Consider the following 16,255-nt stretch of genomic DNA (forward strand, 5'->3'; position numbering starts at 1 on the left):
TGGCAATAAACTGATCCCACCGGGAAGCCGCTCTAAATTTCTGTCCAACATGGTGTACTTTAGCAAGTTGTTCAAAATCCTGTCGCACAACAGGTTTAATTAGCTCATGAAATACGGTATTCTGATGTGACAAAACCTGAATCCTGGTCGTTAAAGTGTTTGTTTGCACTCATATTTTAACTGTTAGGACTCAGGTTTTTTTATTTAAAGCAAACTATGGGACAGCAGTGACCCTCGGGTGCTTTTTAATTTGGAATCTGGATTTATTTAAACTTAGATAAAGAACCAGTAAATAAACAGGGAAACCAAGAAAATACACATGATATTCAGGACAAAGCCGACTTTCATCATTTCACTTTGTTGAATATGGCCAGTACCAAACACAATCGCATTCGGTGGTGTCGCCACAGGTAGCATGAAGGCACAAGAAGCCCCAATCCCGATCACAATCACCAGAATCTCTTTAGGCATACCCATCTGGTCGGCAATGGCGGCAAAGACCGGAACCAGTAAGGCAGCCGAGGCAGTATTACTGGTAAATTCAGTCAGGAAGATGATGAAGGTTGCCACAACGAAGATAATTACGAGAGGCGAGGAGTCACCGAAAGCATTTGCCAGTGTTTGACCTAAAACCAGAGAACTGCCTGAATCCTTCAAGACAGCACTTAAGGTCAAGCCGCCACCAAACAGATAGAGCACGCCCCAATCGGTATTTTCAGCAACCTGTTTCCATGTAGCCGTACCCAGAATCACCACCAGACAGGCTGCCAGAATCGCGATCCAGGTATCAGGCTGTGAAATACCGAAATTTTCAGTCAATTTTTTACTGAAAATCCAGGCCATCGCCGTACAGAGGAACAACACCATCGTCGCAATACGGGTGGTGGTCCAGGGAATATTTTCGGTGACAAAATTCACCTTATGATTCAGCTTTGGACGCAGCACCAGATACAGACTGATCAACATTGCTGGCAGGATGATGAACATCATTGGCAGGCCGACTTTCATCCAGTCAGCGAAGTCATAACCGAGGGCTTTGGCTGCAATCGCATTCGGTGGAGAACCGACGATGGTGCCCAAGCCACCAATACTGGCTGAATAGGCAATCCCGAGCAGAATAAATACAAAGGTTTTACGATCTTTTTCAACATCCAGATGCGCAAGTAAACCCAGCGCCAGAGGCAACATCATAGCTGCGGTGGCGGTATTGGAAATCCACATCGACAGGGCAGCAGTTACTAAAAAGATAGCCAGTACCGAAGCACCGAGATGTCCACCGGAGAGCGAGATAATCCATGTGGCAATCTTCTTGTCCAGTTTCTGGATATGCAGCGCCGTAGCCAAAGCAAAACCACCAAAAAACAGGAAAATCACGGGATCGGCAAAGGTAGCGAGTGCTGCCTGCATGCTAATCGGTACCAGTTCATCACCATCTGCCATCGGCATACTCAATACAATCGCCAGTACCGGTATGAGTAGGGCTGTAATCGTAATATGCAGGGCTTCGGTCAGCCATAGAATGGCGATAAAGGTCAGTAGGGCCAATCCCTTATTGGCATTTTCGTCATAGGGTAAAATATGATACAAGCCATAAGAGATCACGGCAGCGATCACAATTAAAATCCAGCCTTTGCGAATTCCTTTTGGCATGGCATTAGTCGGGGTGCGTAAAGGGTCGTTCATACAACCTCCTTGCTCAACTTTTTTATTTAAAAGCGTTTTTGAAATTCTTATAAAAGTGAATATGTGTTTTGATTAAAAAAGATATTATTTAAACAGTATAGTAGAGTGTTGTAATAATCCCACACTTTGCCAAAGTGCGTAAATCCCCAGTCCAAATAGAAAAAACAGCACCAGATATTTGAAATGTTGCTGGGAAAGTCGATGCCGTATTTTTCCACCCAGCCAGACGCCGATGAGTGCAAATAACGTGATTCCGAGCAGGATATGTCGCTGATGGGTTTGTAAAGAAATGAGGATCGGGAAGAGTAAGGTCAACTGCACCAGTTTGCTGGCAATAAAGTTGAGATTACTGATAATGACGATATCAGTTTTGGAGAGCTGACAGCTAAGCAGATACATCATCAGGAAGGGTGCCATGGCATTGGTTGCACCTCCAATCATGCCGGCCAGTAAACCGAATCCTAGCATACTGAGCTGACTGCTACTGACCCGAAGCGGAGTAGAGCGTAACTGATCCAGTACATAGAAAATAATCACCAGACCCAGTAATAATTTAAGATAGCCTTCATTGATCCAGATGAGTAATTTGACCCCCAGCACACTACCGACCAAGCTGCTTAACATGAGTGGCCAATAGCGTGAGACATAATAGCAAATGCTCTGCAACAGGCTATGTTTTGGATCGCTATTGAGCATCCAAAGGTTCAATAACAGGCAGGGGAGAATCACCAGGGTGACTGCTGTACTTAAGGCATATTCACTGGATAAGGCAGCCGTACTCAGCATAGGAAAGCCAAAGCCACTGACCCCATGCAGTAATGCTGCGATCGCACACAGCCAAAGCACAATCCATTCTGCCTGTGTCATCTGAAATCCATTTCAAGTAGAAAGTATCAACTTACCCTGAACAGGTGAGCAGGGTAAAGCATAAAATGGTAATAAGACCAAAGCCTAAAAATCAGGCAAAAAAAACCACGATCTTTTGGGGGAAGGACCGTGACATAAAAATTTCACCATATGAATATTTAGGTGAAAGAGGAAACGATTTTATCGGTAGTCTTTATCCTGATTCACGGTACGCACAGGACGTTCATAATCAGTTCTGCTCGCAGCATAATCAGGCATAGAATTCTTTTTTGGCATCACTAACCATAGAACCAGATAAACTAAGATACCCGGGAAAGCAGCACTCATGACCGAAATAATCACGAAGATTAGGCGTAATAAATTTGCGTTCCAACCAAAACGTTCAGCAATACCACCCATTACACCTGCGATCATGTTTGAGCGGTTAGAGCGATATAAACCAACATTGGCCATCCAAGTCTCCTGATAGAAGAAAATAAGGTTGAGTCTAAAAAATGACTCGTATTTATAAGAATGGAGTTTTATCTGAATTTTTAAAGTATCTATTGAAAATAAATTCGTTAAGTAATGTTACGGGAGATTAAATAATCCTTAAAAAATCACTAAGATCATAAAAATTCCATTGAATTCATTATTAAAACTTATAAGTTTTCAGTGAGTCGTCTGCCTATATAGATGTGCACCCCTTCAGGTATATTTTTAAAATGAAATCGAATGTATCGCATCATTTAAGTGGTTTATGCCGGCTTGGATTTGTGCTGGGAAGTGTTGCAGGACTGATTGCCTGTGATGACCATCAAAGCAAACCCTTACCTGATACTACGAAAACTTTGGTACAAGATGGCGTAGTCATCTCCGCCGCCAATGAAAGTTATGACACCCGTAATGCTAAATCGCTCACCCAGACTGCAACCTATAATGCATTGCCTGTAGAACCAAATGTCGATCCTAAACCTGTACCGGATTATGCCAAAAGCTATGTCGGGCGTTATCTTACCCAGATTGATTGTGACGGACGGTTTGCACCTTGTACGGAAGGGAAGTCGGTGTTTATTTTGACTTTATTGCCAGATGGTACAGTGCATCGCAGTATCGTGCATTATGGCAAAGTCTTTGTGAATAATTCCAGACGAGTTCAGACCGAAAGCAATGTGACCTATCGTAAGGACCGCTGGACGATTAATCCGGAACAAACTGAACTGGTCGTGGATCGTAAAGAGGGGGCAAAGTTCTACTATACGATTAAAAGCCCAACCCATCTGGTCATGAATCTGGAAAAAATTTATGACGAAAAAGAACGGGTGAACCAGCAGTTATTTGATCAGGGTTATCCTGCACCTTCTAAAGCGTATGAGTTGGTCAAAGATTCTGAATTTAAGATGACAGAATAAAAGCGATAAAATCTGTAAAAAATTTAAAAACAGAGTAAATGGAAATGGCGATTCTAAAATTGTCAGGATGAACTGCGCTTAAAAAAAGAATGAACTGAATAATATAGGAAATATTATAAGAATATTGAAAGAAGGAAATAAATATAGAGGGGAGAATGGTGGGCCGTCCGCGACTCGAACGCGGGACCAATGGATTAAAAGTCCACTGCTCTACCAACTGAGCTAACGGCCCATTCGGGTAATCAAAGTAGCTTTGATTGAAGTTTCTAAAAAGAGATTTTAGAAATGATGGTGGGCCGTCCGCGACTCGAACGCGGGACCAATGGATTAAAAGTCCACTGCTCTACCAACTGAGCTAACGGCCCATCAGGGGATATCAAATTTAATGGTGGGCCGTCCGCGACTCGAACGCGGGACCAATGGATTAAAAGTCCACTGCTCTACCAACTGAGCTAACGGCCCTGAACCAACAATTAAGCAAGACTTAATTGTGCAGTGCAAGAGAAACTAAAGAGTTCTGAAAGCACCACTTTGTTTGATGGAGCGTATTGTAGCAAGATCTCATTGCAGCGCAAGTAAAAAATAACAAAGTTGCCTATGTTTGATTATAAATACAACAATTCTGCTTTATCTAAACAAAAAATAGGCAACTTCAGCACTTAGAAACGATATTGATAGGCTTGAATGTTCTCAAAAATTTCTTGAGTCAGCTCACAATACGCATCGCTCCCTGGCAATAAAACCAGCAGGCGTTCATCGGTCTTGTTTGGATCAAAAGCCTGTTCTTTCAGTTTGTTTTTCTGATACTTGAAGGTACCGGTCGTTTCTACCTGCTCTTGAATGCGCAGAAAAACTGGAACTGCATATGTAGGCAGACAGCGTTTAAAGGTGCTGACCATATTTTTCAGGTCTTGCTCATCCAGGGTGCTTCCCGGTTGCAGGGTAATTGCAGCCATACCGGCACGGCCATTGGTATTTGGAATTTCTACGCCATAAACCACAGCTTCGATTATTTTGTCATACTCGGTCAGCATGTTTTCGACTTCAGTCGTTGAAACATTTTCACCTTTCCAGCGGAAGGTGTCACCGAGACGATCGACAAACTGGGCATGACGGAAACCGATATTACGCACCAGATCGCCGGTATTGAAATAGGAATCACCTTTACTGAACACGTCATGCATGATGACTGCCTTGTTCTTTTCCGGATCGGTATAGCCATCGAAAGGGGAGCGGCGAGTAATTTTGCCAATCAATAAACCGGTTTCACCTTTTTTCACCCGTTTGCAGCGACCTTTGGCATCTCGCACAGGCTCATTTTTATCTTTGTCAAATTCGATAATGGCATAAGGTGTTGGTGAGAAACCGACAGTATTGTCAAAGTTAAAGACATTGCTGAAACCGACATTACCTTCACTTGAGGCATACAGTTCCAGTACTTCCTTGATGCCAAAACGGGATTTGAATTTATCCCAGATATTCGGGCGCATGCCGTTGCCAATCATCTTGGTAACGCGATGGCCTTTTTCCAGTTCAGACGGTGGTGCATCCATCAGGTAGCGGCAAAGTTCACCGACATAACCAATCGCAGAAGCATCAAATTTTTTCACGTCTTTCCAGAAAGAAGAGGTGGAAAACTTGCGACGGATGGCAAAAGTACTGCTTCCGGCAATCACCCCACACCAGCACACCACAATGCCTGTCGCATGATAAAGCGGCAGGGTGCAGTACATCACATCATCTTTATTCAGGTTCAGGACATGGCCATAGGTGCCATAGGCGAGTGTCCAGCGGCTATTGGTAAAGACCACCGCTTTAGGTAAGCCGGTGGTGCCTGAAGTATAGATATAGAATAGGCCGTCTTTGCCTTGTACTGAATGCGTAGTCGGTGTATTGAATTTCGGGAACTGGTCAATCTGCTCTGCCAGGTTAATAAAACCTCCAGGTGCCTGTCCGGCATTTTCTTGCGTATTCTGATCGGCAAACCAGTGGAAACGGTCAGCGGCAATATTAAGATCATGACGGATTTCATCAACCGCAGCACGGCACTCTTCACCGACAATGACCGCAATCGGTTTCACCAGATTAATACTATGTGTCAGGACTTTGCCGACCTGAGAAGTATTCACCAGCGCAATCGTGATGCCCAGCTTGGCCAGGCCAATCACACTGACAATAAACTCCGGACGGTTTTCGACCATCACGGCCACCACATCACCTTTCTGTGCACCGAGAGAGAGGTAGAAATGTGCGATCTGGTTCGCCCAGCCATTTAGGTGAGCATAGGTATAGGACTGATCCTCAAAACGTAATGCAATACCTTCAGGATTACGCTGTGTTGCTTTTTCAAAAGCTAAACCCAGGCCTGCGGGCGTATTGGGAGTACGTAAATAAGCCTGTCGCAGTCCGTTCAGCAGATTAGGGACCTTACTGATAAAGGCAGGGATTTTGGCTGCGACATCTGCAATGCCAATAAGATCGGGTTGATTCGTCTGGGTCATGGGCGTCCTATCATTTTTCGTATCCAATGCGTTTAATTTATATGCAATAAACGGATGATAGCCATCTTTTAGCGTGTTGAAACTAGAGTAATCAACCTATTCTGACAAAATCTAGCAAAAAAAACCTAGCCACCGAAATGACTAGGTTTTTTTAGTTAACTGCAATTGGGCGAATTATGACTCAGTTGCAGTATTGGTTTTTTTCGGTGGACGGCCACGTGGGCGACGTGGGCGGGCAGCCGGTTTTTCAGCTTTTGCTACAGTTTCTTCAGCTTTATCGACTTCCGGAGTTTCGGTAGGTGCAGCTTTGTTTTCTACTGGAGTTGCTTCAGCTGTAGCCGTTTCAGTGACTTCTTCAGCTGGAGCCTGTTCAGCTTTCGCAGTTTCTGTAGGCGCTTCAGCAGCTGGCTCAGGAGTTTGAGTCGCTTCAGTTGTATCAGCACTTTCTACTGCGGCTACCGGAGCTTCAGCAGGTACAGCTTCAGTATTTTCAGCTTTCGCCTCTTCCGCTGGAGCCGTTGCTTCTGCAGCAGGTTCAGCTGCAGTAGATTCTGCTTCAGCTTGTGCTTGCTGTTTAGCCTGCTGTAATGCTTGCTCGGCAGCCAGTTTAGCGAGACGACGACGCTCACGTGGATCATTCGCCACACGTTTCTCTGAAACCGGTGCAGGCGGAATTAAATCCAGCACAGGTGCAGGTTCTGCTTCAGGTTGTGCTTTGCTGACTTCTACATCGCGAGTGACAGGTTTTTTCTCTGTAGTCGCAGTCGAAACCGTTGCTAAAGTCGCATTATATTCCTGCGTGAACTTTTGCAATGCACGATTAAACGTTGGCAACAGACCGAACTGTTCAATCAGGACTGAACAGTCTTCACCATAAACATGGCGAATCAGACTGCCAATGGTGTATTGGCCAAGTGTTGGCACCTGTGATGGTGTCAATTGCTGAGTTTTCGCCTGTTGGCCTTGTGCAGCACGACGGTCGCGACGACGTTGACGTGGGTCATTGCTGGCACGCTGTTTTGATGATGACTGAGCTTCAGGCGTTTTCTCTGCAGGAGCAGATGCAGTCACTTCAGCCAGGAACTCTTCCGCAGCTGGTGCTTCTACAGGAGCATCGGCAGGGGCAGTCACTTCAACAGCAGGTTTTGCGACTGGAGCAGTGTCATTCAATGCCACAATTTCGCTTTTCGCCTCGTCAATATTTACCACCATTGCTGTTGGCATCACTTCTTTACGAGGAGCATCGACCAGTTCCACACGAACTTGCTTTTCATTGACTGCTGGCGCTTCAACGGCAGCAGGTGCTTGAGGTGCAGCTTGTTCATTCAGAACACTTGGATCGCGGTGGCGATTTGGACGTTCTGGACGTTGCTGGTTGCGACGGTCACGACGTGGCACGTTTTGCTGTTGCTCATTACCGTGAGTATCGCTTTGCTGTGCAGACTCATTGTGGTGCTGACGGCGAGAGTTGCGTTTGTTTTCACGCGCTTCCTGACGTTGTTCCTGACGAGAAACCTGAACCACTTCTTCATGCACCTGATGTTGTGATGCATTATCAGACTGCGCCTGTTCACGTGGCTCTTTGTGCTTGTTGCTACGTGCTTTCTTGTTATGACGCTGTGATTTCTCTTCACGTTCAGCTTTTTCAGACTGATCACGCTCTGGTTTATGGACTACAGTCGATGGCGCCAGATAGGCATTGCCGGTAGTTGCTGGTGCTGCAACAGCTGTTGGCTGTGCAGATACTGCTGGTGTTACAGGAGCAACCTGGCCGAACTGGCCACGGCTCACTGCACCGCCATTCACCATCTGTTCAATAGCAGCAGCAGCATTGTTCGCTGTGCGAGATTGATCAACAGTAGTTGCCTGTTTTTGTACAAACAGGTTTTCTAACCATGCACATGGGCTGGCAGCAGGTGCGGCAACTTGAGCAGGTGCCTGTTGTGCAGCAGGTGCTTGCTGTACGTTTTGCTGATTCTGGTTATTGCGACGTTTATTGTTTTTGCCGTTGTTTTGCTGCTGAGCAGGTGCTGGTGCAGCGGTATGCGTATGTTCTTCTTCTAAATGCCACTCAGAAGACTCATAGCCCAGTTCTTTTTCGCTTGAACGGGTTGCTTCAGTACGCTCGTAACTTGTCGGTGCGAAACCTTCAGGATTATACGAAATTTCGTAGTGAGGTGTTTCCAAGTGTGGATGTGGAAGTACAGTCACACGTGTATTTGAAGTTTGTTCCAGATATACCAGGCTGTGACGTTTTTCATTGAGCATGAATGCTGCAATTTCTACTGGTACTTCAACCTGAACTTCACCATGACGTTCACGTAGTGCGATTTCTTCCACTTTACGCATAATTGAAAGTGATAGAGAACGCAGGTCACGTACCATACCGGTACCATGACAGCGTGGGCAGACATAACCAGTTGCTTCTTCAAGCGATGGACGCAGACGTTGACGGCTCATTTCCATCAGGCCGAAACGAGACAGTTGGCCGAACTGGATACGTGCGCGGTCGCTTTGAGTTGCTTCACGCAGTTTCGCTTCTACCATACGCTGGTTGCGGTCTTTGGTCATGTCGATGAAGTCGATGACAACTAAGCCACCGATATCACGTAAACGTAATTGGCGAGCAATTTCTTCAGCGGCTTCAAGGTTGGTATTTAACGCTGTATCTTCAACGTCCTGACCACGAGTTGATTTTGCCGAGTTAATGTCGATTGAAACTAAAGCTTCAGTTTGATCGATCACGATCGAACCGCCTGAAGGCAGTTTTACTTCACGTTCATAAGCAGTTTGAATTTGGCTTTCGATACCGAAATGCGCAAACAAAGGCTCATTCAATGTATAAGTTTTCAGTTTGTCTAACTGAAGCGGCATTACTGCTTTAACGAAGTTATAAGCTTCGTTATAGGCTTGCTCAGAGTCGATCAGGATTTCTGCTACATCATCACGCAGGTAATCACGGATCGCACGAGTTACCACACCTGCTTCCTGATGGACCAGCATAGGTGATGGACCTGAATTTGCAGTGCTTTGGATTTGTGCCCAAAGATCTAGTAAATGTTGCAGATCAAGCTGTAATTCTTCTTGAGAACGGCCAATGCCTGCTGTACGAACAATCACGCTCATACCACGTGGCACATTTAAAGAGGCCAGCATTTCTTTCAGTTCTTCACGTACTGAACCAGAAATCTGACGGCTGATACCGCCACCTTTCGGGTTGTTTGGCATCAGAACCAGATAACGACCAGCTAAAGAGATGAAAGTTGAAAGGGCAGCGCCTTTATTGCCGCGCTCTTCTTTTTCCACTTGAACCAGAAGTTCAGTGCCTTCAGTAATCAGTTCACGGATATTTGAAGTTTGGCGAGGATCGGCTTTGTAATAAGAGTTTGCGATTTCACGCATAGACAGGAAGCCTTGGCGACCTGCGCCGTATTCAACGAATACAGCTTCTAAAGAAGGTTCAACGCGAGTCACGTGACCTTTATAGATATTAGATTTTTTTTGTTCACGGGTACGATTCTCTAAATCGAAATCGTAAAGACGCTGACCAGTGACAAGTGCAACGCGAATTTCTTCGGCATGTGTTGCATTAATCAACATACGTTTCATGGGTGTAACACCTTATAGTGATACACAGCAAAAAATCGCTATTCACGTAGCGAACATCACACATCACGGATCAATGGCCCAGATCTCCAATGAGTTTCATTGTGGTCTGAGTCTTTTATTCCCGGCGTCTACTTGAATATAGATCAGCTTCGGTATTTTGATTCACGTATTGATGATGGCAATACGGCTTCAATCTTTAAACGATTAAAGTCACCTGAACGTTTCACTGGCGGACAAGCGGTGCATTAGATGTGAGTAACTTTCACTGTCACATTGCTCGAAGATCATCCCTTCTTTATAGAAAGTGTCTTGATACGGAATTGTCGTCGTATCTTTACAAACTGTGCAGATCCAATGCATCAAACGCTGTAGCCTGAAGTCGTCTTCAGGGTGCGACTAATCTGATGTGTATCAGTTTACGTTTAAAAACCAACTAGGTTGGCGACATATTTTTTCAGACAAACTGATTTATGTACCTGAGGTACAATTAAACGCAACAGTTTGCTTTGTTTGCCGATATAATAAGCCTTCGGCGTCGGCATAATTCTTTTGGGACCTTCCCGTATCATGTGAGTCTTTAATTGAATAATCAAGTTCAGAGAAATCTGAAATGCTTCAACTTTTACTCACAAACGATGGTTTCCGTGCGCTGACTATATCAAACCTTGCATCATCTGCCTATGGGCTAAGCTTATGTTTCTTGTGTAAAGCATAACCTAAGTGATCAGTTTTTAATCAATTTTAGTAATTTTTGGGTCATAGTAACTGTATGAATTCTACACAACAATGGCAAAGCGTCACTTGGTTTGAAGTGGATGAACATCAAGATGGACAGCGAATCGATAATTTCTTGTTCAGTCGTCTGAAAGGGGTGCCTAAAAGTCGGATTTATCGTCTGATTCGTGAAGGACAGGTTCGCGTCAATAAAAAACGCATTAAGGCTGAAACCAAATTGGCGATTGGCGACCAGATTCGTGTCGCACCTATCCGTTATGAACAAAAAGATGAATCAGAAGCGCCGATTTCGGACAAGGTGGCTCAAGGCCTTTTATCTCGTGTAGTGTATGAAGATGAAGGCTTGATGGTCGTCAATAAACCATCGGGTATTGCCGTGCATGGCGGTAGCGGTGTGGCGTATGGCCTGATTGAAGGCCTACGTGCTGCAACAGGTAAAAAATACCTGGAATTGATTCACCGTATTGACCGTGACACATCGGGTCTGGTGATGATCTCGAAAAAGCGCAGTACCTTAAAAACGCTACAAGATTTATTACGTGAACATAAGATTAAAAAAACTTATGCCGCTGTCGTGAAAGGGCAGGTAACGCTAGATAAGCAACTCATTGATGCACCTTTGCATCGTTATGAACTTTCTAATGGTGAGCGCCGTGTCCGTGTCTCTAAAGAAGGCAAAGAGTCTAGAACCCAGTGGAATGTGGCAGAGCGTTTTATGCATGCGACACTGGTGTATGCTTCTCCATTGTCTGGTCGTACCCATCAGATTCGTGTACATGGTCTCAGCATTGGTCATCCGTTAGTGGGTGATGAGAAATATGGTCACGAGACTGAATATCGTGGACCAAAACCACGTCGTTTATGTCTGCATGCGATGCGCTTAGAAATTCCGGGTTATCCGACGATTGAAGCGCCTTTGCCTGAAGATATGCAGAGTCTTGTAGCTCAGCTTCGTGCGCAAAAGGCGGATAAGGTGGTAACACCTGCGGAAGATGACGAGTAATTTTTAGCTTTTTAATGAGTCTTATCTTGCTTTACTTGAGTGGGAGAAATTTCCCTCTTTATTAGAGATGATTCAAGACAATTTCTAAATCAATGAAGGGCGACATGGATGTCGCTGTTACTCTGTGGTACAGGGACGTGCCATCAGAGTAACAAAGGATTTTTGCTACTTTTCATCCTTGAAAAGTAGATAATACCTATACGAAAACAGCTGCTCACTGATGTTAATTGTGGTGGGGAATTAATTTAACTCACCTCTCCCAAACCCTCTCCTAGAAGGAGAGGGCTTAAAGACACTGAATCAAATACTAGGAACTTTATATGAATTCACCTGTAAAACTGGTCATTTTTGATTGGGATGGCACTTTATTTGATTCAGTGGGTCAGATCGTGTCGAGCCTGCAGTTTGCCGCGCAGCAATTTCAGCAACCGTTAACTGATGCAGATGCGAAGGGCATTATCGGGCTGGGTTTGCCAGAAGTCGCACAGCGACTATTCCCAACTGTACCAGAATTACATGCGGATATTTTGCAAGCCTATTCAGAACACTATGTGGCGAATTCTGTTGAAGATGCCTGGTTTGAGGGCGTAGCTGAGATGCTGTATAGCTTAAAAGATGAAGGGATTAAGCTAGCGGTGGCAACAGGTAAAAGCCGTAAAGGTTTAGACCGGGTACTAAAACAAACGAATAGTCTGGAACTATTCCATGCCACTCGTGCTGCCAGTGAAACCCGTTCTAAACCAGATCCTTTAATGCTGGCTGAAATTCTGACTGAAACTGGTATTAGTGCGCATGAAGCGATTATGGTCGGTGACACTTCTTATGATCTGGAAATGGCGATGAACATTGCCATGCCAAGTGTAGGTGTGACTTATGGCGTACATACACCGGAAACTTTGGCACAGTTTAATCCACTGTCGATTGTGAAGGATGTCAGCAGTTTGCATGACTTTTTATTGGCTAAAGTCCAATGGAAAGAAGCCATTTAATTCAGTATCTTAGTCATTATTCAAGATCCGGCATTTTCTGAAACGGAAGATGCGATCAATGCTGTAGATTTGAACAACTGGTCTTATCTTTTAGTCTAAAGTTGTGATTACAGTGGTTTTGTTCTGTCATGATTGTTGAGTTATTTAGTTGGATACAACTTAATTCATAATTATAAGATTATGTTTTTAATTGATTTTTATAAATTTAATTTATAGATAATAGCTATTGCAAAAAATAAAATAACTATTGGCATTCACGTCATATTTTTCCCATCCTAAAACTGTTTATTCATATGCCCGTACTAGGCGCAATTGTTTATTGGAATGATCGAAATGATCAGGTCAGAACATTTTGCCTGTCTTAGTTCTCGGCATAAGCCTCATTTTTGCAGTTTAAGGAAACATTGATGTCGAATTCTGCTGTTGTTGAATCAGTTGCACAAGCATTACGTACTGCTGAACTCTCAAAAACTGCGATCGCACCGATTCGCCCGGAACTTGGTGGTGAAAGTGCTGACGTAGATATTGCCTATGCCGTTCAGGAAGTAAATACCGAGCGTGCTCTGGCGGAAGGTCGCCGTCTGGTAGGTCGTAAAATTGGTTTGACATCGAAAGTGGTTCAAGCACAGCTTGGCGTAGATCAGCCTGACTTCGGTATGTTGTTTGCCGACATGGCCTATGGCGATGGTGAAGCAATCCCTGCAGGTTTGCTGATTCAACCGAAAGTTGAAGCTGAAATCGCATTGGTCATCAAAGAAGATCTGACTAAAGCAAAACATACGTATGCAGACATCATTAGTGCAACTGACTATGCACTTCCTGCTGTAGAAGTGGTCGATAGCCGTATCGAAAACTGGAAAATCAGCCTGATTGATACCGTAGCTGATAACGCATCTTCTGCTGCATTCGTTCTGGGCTCTAAGCCTGTCAAACTGGAAAACCTTGATCTTGTGAACTGCAAGATGGTCATGACACGTGGCGACGAAGTGGTTTCTCAAGGCGTGGGTAAAGCATGTCTGGCAAACCCGTTAAATGCTGCTGTGTGGCTGGCAGATGAAATGGTACGCCGTGGCCGTCCATTGCTAAAAGGCGACATTATTTTGACTGGTGCTTTGGGTCCAATGGTTGTAGCTCAGCCTGGCGACGAATTCAAAGTTGAAATTGAAGGCTTTGGTTCAGTAACAGCTGCTTTTGCTGCTGAATAAGGGAATACAAGAGAGTACATTCATGAAAAAGATTAAATGTGCATTGATCGGTCCAGGTAATATTGGTACTGATTTGCTTTATAAACTGCAACGCAGCGAATGGTTAGAACCAGTATGGATGGTGGGGATTGACCCAACTTCTGAAGGTCTAGCACGTGCAGCAAAAATGGGTTTAAAAACCACTGCTGAAGGCGTAGACGGTTTGCTGCCTCACGTAGTTGAAGATGACATCAAAATCGCCTTCGATGCAACTTCTGCTTATGTACATGCTGAAAACAGCCGTAAGCTGAACGAGCTTGGCGTGTTAATGATTGACTTAACACCAGCTGCAATTGGTCCTTACTGCGTACCACCTGTCAACCTTGAAGCATTGCTTGAACAAGGTGAAGTGCCAAACGTCAATATGGTAACTTGTGGCGGTCAGGCAACGATTCCTATGGTTGCAGCGATTTCTCGCGTTCAGCCTGTGAACTATGGCGAAATCATTGCGACTGTATCTACTAAATCAGTTGGTCCTGGTACACGTAAAAACATCGACGAATTCACGCGTACTACTGCTGGTGCGATTGAGAAAGTGGGTGGTGCGAAACAAGGTAAAGCGATCATCATCATTAACCCTGCTGAACCACCACTGATGATGCGCGACACTGTTCACTGCCTAGTAGAAGGTGAGCCAGATCAGGCAGCGATCACTGAATCTGTACATGCGATGATCCTCGAGGTTCAAAAATACGTACCAGGTTACAAACTGGTCAATGGTCCAGTATTTGATGGCAACCGCGTATCGATCTTCCTTGAAGTTGAAGGTCTGGGTGACTTCCTGCCGAAATATGCAGGTAACCTCGACATTATGACTGCAGCAGCTGCACGTACCGCAGAGATGTTTGCAGAACGTGTTTTAAATGCAGTTGAAGCTTAAGGAGCACCTTCATGTCTAAGATTATTATTAATGATATGACTTTACGTGATGGTATGCATCCCATGCGCCATCAAACTACACCTGAGCAAATGGTTGCGATTGCAACTGCGCTGGATGATGCAGGTGTACCGCTGATTGAAGTAACACACGGTGACGGCCTTGGCGGTAACTCTGTGAACTACGGTTTCGCAGCTGCAACTGATGAAGAATACCTGAAAGCGGTGATTCCAAACCTGAAACAAGCGAAAGTATCTGCACTTTTACTTCCTGGTATCGGTACGGTTGATCACCTGAAAATGGCACATGATGTAGGTGTAGCAACTATTCGTGTAGCGACTCACTCTACTGAAGCAGACGTTTCTGAACAGCACATTACTGCTGCTCGTAAACTGGGTATGGACACTGTGGGCTTCCTGATGATGGCTCACATGGCAACACCTGAAAAATTACTTGAAGAAGCACAAAAAATGGTGTCATACGGTGCTAACTGTATCTATGTTACTGACTCTGCTGGTTATATGCTTCCGCAAGACGTGACTGACCGTGTTGGTATCCTACGTGCTAACTTGGGTTCAGACATCGAAATCGGTTTCCATGGTCACCATAACCTGGGTATGGGTGTTGCCAACTCTGTTTCTGCTGTGCAAGCGGGTGCAACACGTGTTGACTTGGCATCTGCTGGTCTAGGTGCTGGTGCAGGTAATACGCCACTTGAACTGTTTGTTGCGGTTGCAAATCGTATGCAAATGGAAACTGGCGTTGACCTGTTTAAAGTGCAAGACGTTGCAGAAGATCTGATCATCCCAATGATGACTCACCAAATCCGTGCTGACCGTGATGCTGCAACTTTAGGTTATGCAGGTGTTTACTCTTCATTCCTATTGTTCGCTAAACGTGCTGAAGCAAAATATGGCGTATCTGCTCGTGAAATTCTGCTTGAGCTTGGTCGTCGTGGTACCGTTGGTGGTCAGGAAGATATGATTGAAGATTTGGCATTGACTATGTCTAAAGCGAAAGAGCTTCAAGCTTAATAGTTAAAAGCTAAATTTTAAAAAAAGCGTCCGAAAGGGCGCTTTTTTATTTATTTGAATAAAATGAATAAGATATTAAAACGATAGAATAAGATATTTTAATTATTACTATTTATTTTAAGAAAATAATCAAACACATTTCCTTAAACATAAAAACGATAAATAAAAAGTTATTTTTAAATTATAAAAAAATAATGGCTGTTTATATAAGAGAAAACATGGATTTATATTGATTATCTGGTTAATTTTTTATTTTAGTTAATTGTTTATAAATATAAGTCTTTTTCAAATTTCAGCATACTTATTCTATCTATAGAGATTA

General features: G+C 44.2%; 13 protein-coding genes and 3 tRNA genes. 7 read left to right on the plus strand and 9 right to left on the minus strand.

Annotated elements, in window-relative coordinates; translation table 11 throughout:
* From ACEWB7_RS02295 to ACEWB7_RS02310, 4 genes are all read right to left on the minus strand, one after another.
* The coding region (locus ACEWB7_RS02295) for a DUF4372 domain-containing protein (protein ID WP_180004150.1) at window positions 1-133 on the minus strand (133 nt) is incomplete at its 3' end.
* A gap of 140 nt (window positions 134-273) precedes the next feature.
* The gene (locus ACEWB7_RS02300) at window positions 274-1,683 is read right to left on the minus strand and encodes an SLC13 family permease (protein WP_180137788.1); all 1,410 of its coding nucleotides are present in this window, start codon (window positions 1,681-1,683) and stop codon (window positions 274-276) included.
* A gap of 84 nt (window positions 1,684-1,767) precedes the next feature.
* Complete coding sequence (locus ACEWB7_RS02305; RefSeq protein ID WP_159123914.1) at window positions 1,768-2,550, minus strand: sulfite exporter TauE/SafE family protein; 783 nt, start codon at window positions 2,548-2,550, stop codon at window positions 1,768-1,770.
* 180 nt (window positions 2,551-2,730) lie between these two features.
* Window positions 2,731-3,003: a PspC domain-containing protein gene (locus ACEWB7_RS02310; protein ID WP_034169835.1), complete on the minus strand. Its 273-nt coding sequence runs from the start codon at window positions 3,001-3,003 to the stop codon at window positions 2,731-2,733.
* 251 nt (window positions 3,004-3,254) lie between these two features.
* On the opposite strand from ACEWB7_RS02310, the gene ACEWB7_RS02315 reads away from it, so the two are divergent.
* Complete coding sequence (locus tag ACEWB7_RS02315; RefSeq protein ID WP_411580372.1) at window positions 3,255-3,941, plus strand: hypothetical protein; 687 nt, start codon at window positions 3,255-3,257, stop codon at window positions 3,939-3,941.
* 156 nt (window positions 3,942-4,097) lie between these two features.
* Here ACEWB7_RS02315 and ACEWB7_RS02320 read toward each other — a convergent pair.
* The 5 genes from ACEWB7_RS02320 to ACEWB7_RS02340 form a co-directional block, all read right to left on the minus strand.
* Window positions 4,098-4,173: transfer RNA gene (locus ACEWB7_RS02320), tRNA-Lys, on the minus strand.
* A 57-nt stretch (window positions 4,174-4,230) separates the two neighbouring features.
* A tRNA-Lys gene (locus ACEWB7_RS02325) sits at window positions 4,231-4,306 on the minus strand.
* Between the two features lie 21 nt (window positions 4,307-4,327).
* Window positions 4,328-4,403, minus strand: a tRNA-Lys gene (locus tag ACEWB7_RS02330).
* A 197-nt stretch (window positions 4,404-4,600) separates the two neighbouring features.
* The gene (locus tag ACEWB7_RS02335; RefSeq protein ID WP_411580373.1) at window positions 4,601-6,442 is read right to left on the minus strand and encodes a long-chain-acyl-CoA synthetase; all 1,842 of its coding nucleotides are present in this window, start codon (window positions 6,440-6,442) and stop codon (window positions 4,601-4,603) included.
* A gap of 174 nt (window positions 6,443-6,616) precedes the next feature.
* Window positions 6,617-10,051 carry an Rne/Rng family ribonuclease gene (locus ACEWB7_RS02340; RefSeq protein WP_411580374.1) on the minus strand — a complete coding sequence of 1,145 codons (3,435 nt, stop codon included), beginning with the start codon at window positions 10,049-10,051 and terminating at the stop codon, window positions 6,617-6,619.
* A gap of 99 nt (window positions 10,052-10,150) precedes the next feature.
* Between ACEWB7_RS02340 and ACEWB7_RS02345 the strand changes: the two genes are divergently transcribed.
* The 6 genes from ACEWB7_RS02345 to dmpG all read left to right on the plus strand — a co-directional run bounded on the left by ACEWB7_RS02345 (window position 10,151) and on the right by dmpG (window position 15,933).
* Window positions 10,151-10,300 carry a hypothetical protein gene (locus ACEWB7_RS02345; protein WP_180018640.1) on the plus strand — a complete coding sequence of 50 codons (150 nt, stop codon included), beginning with the start codon at window positions 10,151-10,153 and terminating at the stop codon, window positions 10,298-10,300.
* A gap of 520 nt (window positions 10,301-10,820) precedes the next feature.
* The gene (locus ACEWB7_RS02350) at window positions 10,821-11,789 is read left to right on the plus strand and encodes an RluA family pseudouridine synthase (protein WP_411580375.1); all 969 of its coding nucleotides are present in this window, start codon (window positions 10,821-10,823) and stop codon (window positions 11,787-11,789) included.
* A 320-nt stretch (window positions 11,790-12,109) separates the two neighbouring features.
* Window positions 12,110-12,778 carry an HAD-IA family hydrolase gene (locus ACEWB7_RS02355; RefSeq protein ID WP_180178942.1) on the plus strand — a complete coding sequence of 223 codons (669 nt, stop codon included), beginning with the start codon at window positions 12,110-12,112 and terminating at the stop codon, window positions 12,776-12,778.
* A 407-nt stretch (window positions 12,779-13,185) separates the two neighbouring features.
* Entirely contained in the window at window positions 13,186-13,983 is a 798-nt protein-coding gene (locus ACEWB7_RS02360) for a 2-keto-4-pentenoate hydratase (RefSeq protein ID WP_004781809.1), read from the plus strand.
* A 22-nt stretch (window positions 13,984-14,005) separates the two neighbouring features.
* Window positions 14,006-14,902: an acetaldehyde dehydrogenase (acetylating) gene (locus tag ACEWB7_RS02365; protein ID WP_004781810.1), complete on the plus strand. Its 897-nt coding sequence runs from the start codon at window positions 14,006-14,008 to the stop codon at window positions 14,900-14,902.
* An 11-nt stretch (window positions 14,903-14,913) separates the two neighbouring features.
* A complete protein-coding gene (dmpG, locus tag ACEWB7_RS02370) occupies window positions 14,914-15,933 on the plus strand; it encodes a 4-hydroxy-2-oxovalerate aldolase (RefSeq protein ID WP_125279391.1) in 1,020 nt (339 codons plus the stop codon).
* Window positions 15,934-16,255 lie beyond the last annotated feature (322 nt).

It is taken from the genome of Acinetobacter sp. NIOH-H-8, from assembly GCF_046635365.1.
In the GTDB taxonomy this organism is placed as follows: Bacteria; Pseudomonadota; Gammaproteobacteria; order Pseudomonadales; family Moraxellaceae; genus Acinetobacter.

Coding starts and splice junctions, on each gene's coding strand:
- ACEWB7_RS02300 (WP_180137788.1), bottom strand. CDS start 1,683: ATGAACGACCCTTTACGCACCCCGACTAATGCCATGCCAAAAGGAATT.
- ACEWB7_RS02305 (WP_159123914.1), bottom strand. CDS start 2,550: ATGACACAGGCAGAATGGATTGTGCTTTGGCTGTGTGCGATCGCAGCA.
- ACEWB7_RS02310 (WP_034169835.1), bottom strand. CDS start 3,003: ATGGCCAATGTTGGTTTATATCGCTCTAACCGCTCAAACATGATCGCA.
- ACEWB7_RS02315 (WP_411580372.1), top strand. CDS start 3,255: ATGAAATCGAATGTATCGCATCATTTAAGTGGTTTATGCCGGCTTGGA.
- ACEWB7_RS02335 (WP_411580373.1), bottom strand. CDS start 6,442: ATGACCCAGACGAATCAACCCGATCTTATTGGCATTGCAGATGTCGCA.
- ACEWB7_RS02340 (WP_411580374.1), bottom strand. CDS start 10,051: ATGAAACGTATGTTGATTAATGCAACACATGCCGAAGAAATTCGCGTT.
- ACEWB7_RS02350 (WP_411580375.1), top strand. CDS start 10,821: ATGAATTCTACACAACAATGGCAAAGCGTCACTTGGTTTGAAGTGGAT.
- ACEWB7_RS02355 (WP_180178942.1), top strand. CDS start 12,110: ATGAATTCACCTGTAAAACTGGTCATTTTTGATTGGGATGGCACTTTA.
- ACEWB7_RS02360 (WP_004781809.1), top strand. CDS start 13,186: ATGTCGAATTCTGCTGTTGTTGAATCAGTTGCACAAGCATTACGTACT.
- ACEWB7_RS02365 (WP_004781810.1), top strand. CDS start 14,006: ATGAAAAAGATTAAATGTGCATTGATCGGTCCAGGTAATATTGGTACT.
- dmpG (WP_125279391.1), top strand. CDS start 14,914: ATGTCTAAGATTATTATTAATGATATGACTTTACGTGATGGTATGCAT.